This window comes from Mesorhizobium sp. M4B.F.Ca.ET.214.01.1.1 (assembly GCF_004791545.1).
GTDB classification, from domain to species: domain Bacteria; phylum Pseudomonadota; class Alphaproteobacteria; order Rhizobiales; family Rhizobiaceae; genus Mesorhizobium; species Mesorhizobium abyssinicae.
Genome location: NZ_SRUX01000322.1, coordinates 1 through 279 on the forward strand (window position 1 = coordinate 1; position 279 = coordinate 279).

The following is a 279-nucleotide window of genomic DNA, read 5'->3' on the forward strand; positions in this document are numbered from 1 at the left end:
GCCTTGAGCAGGCCCCGATAATAGGTGGCCGCGCCGTTCCAGTAGGACGACAGAAGGCTCGATCCGTAAAAGGCTATTTTCATGCGGCGGCCTCCGTTGCAGGTTTGATTTCAGTCGCGCCGCGATTGCCGCATGCGGCGAGGATGGCGAACAATTCGTCGGCGCGGTGCCGGCATGTGTGCCGCGCCAGGATGGTCTCCAAGCCCGATGCGGCCAGCGCTTCCGCAAGCTCGCGATCGTTCACGACGTCGCGGAGGTGACCTCTCATCTCGGCGCCGC

At 64.2% G+C, this 279-nt stretch carries 1 protein-coding gene; it reads right to left on the reverse strand.

Annotated features, from left to right (window positions below; translation table 11 throughout):
- Positions 1-79: 79 nt before the first annotated feature.
- The coding region (locus EN857_RS34415) for a glycosyltransferase (RefSeq protein ID WP_135897755.1) at positions 80-279 on the reverse strand (200 nt) is incomplete at its 5' end.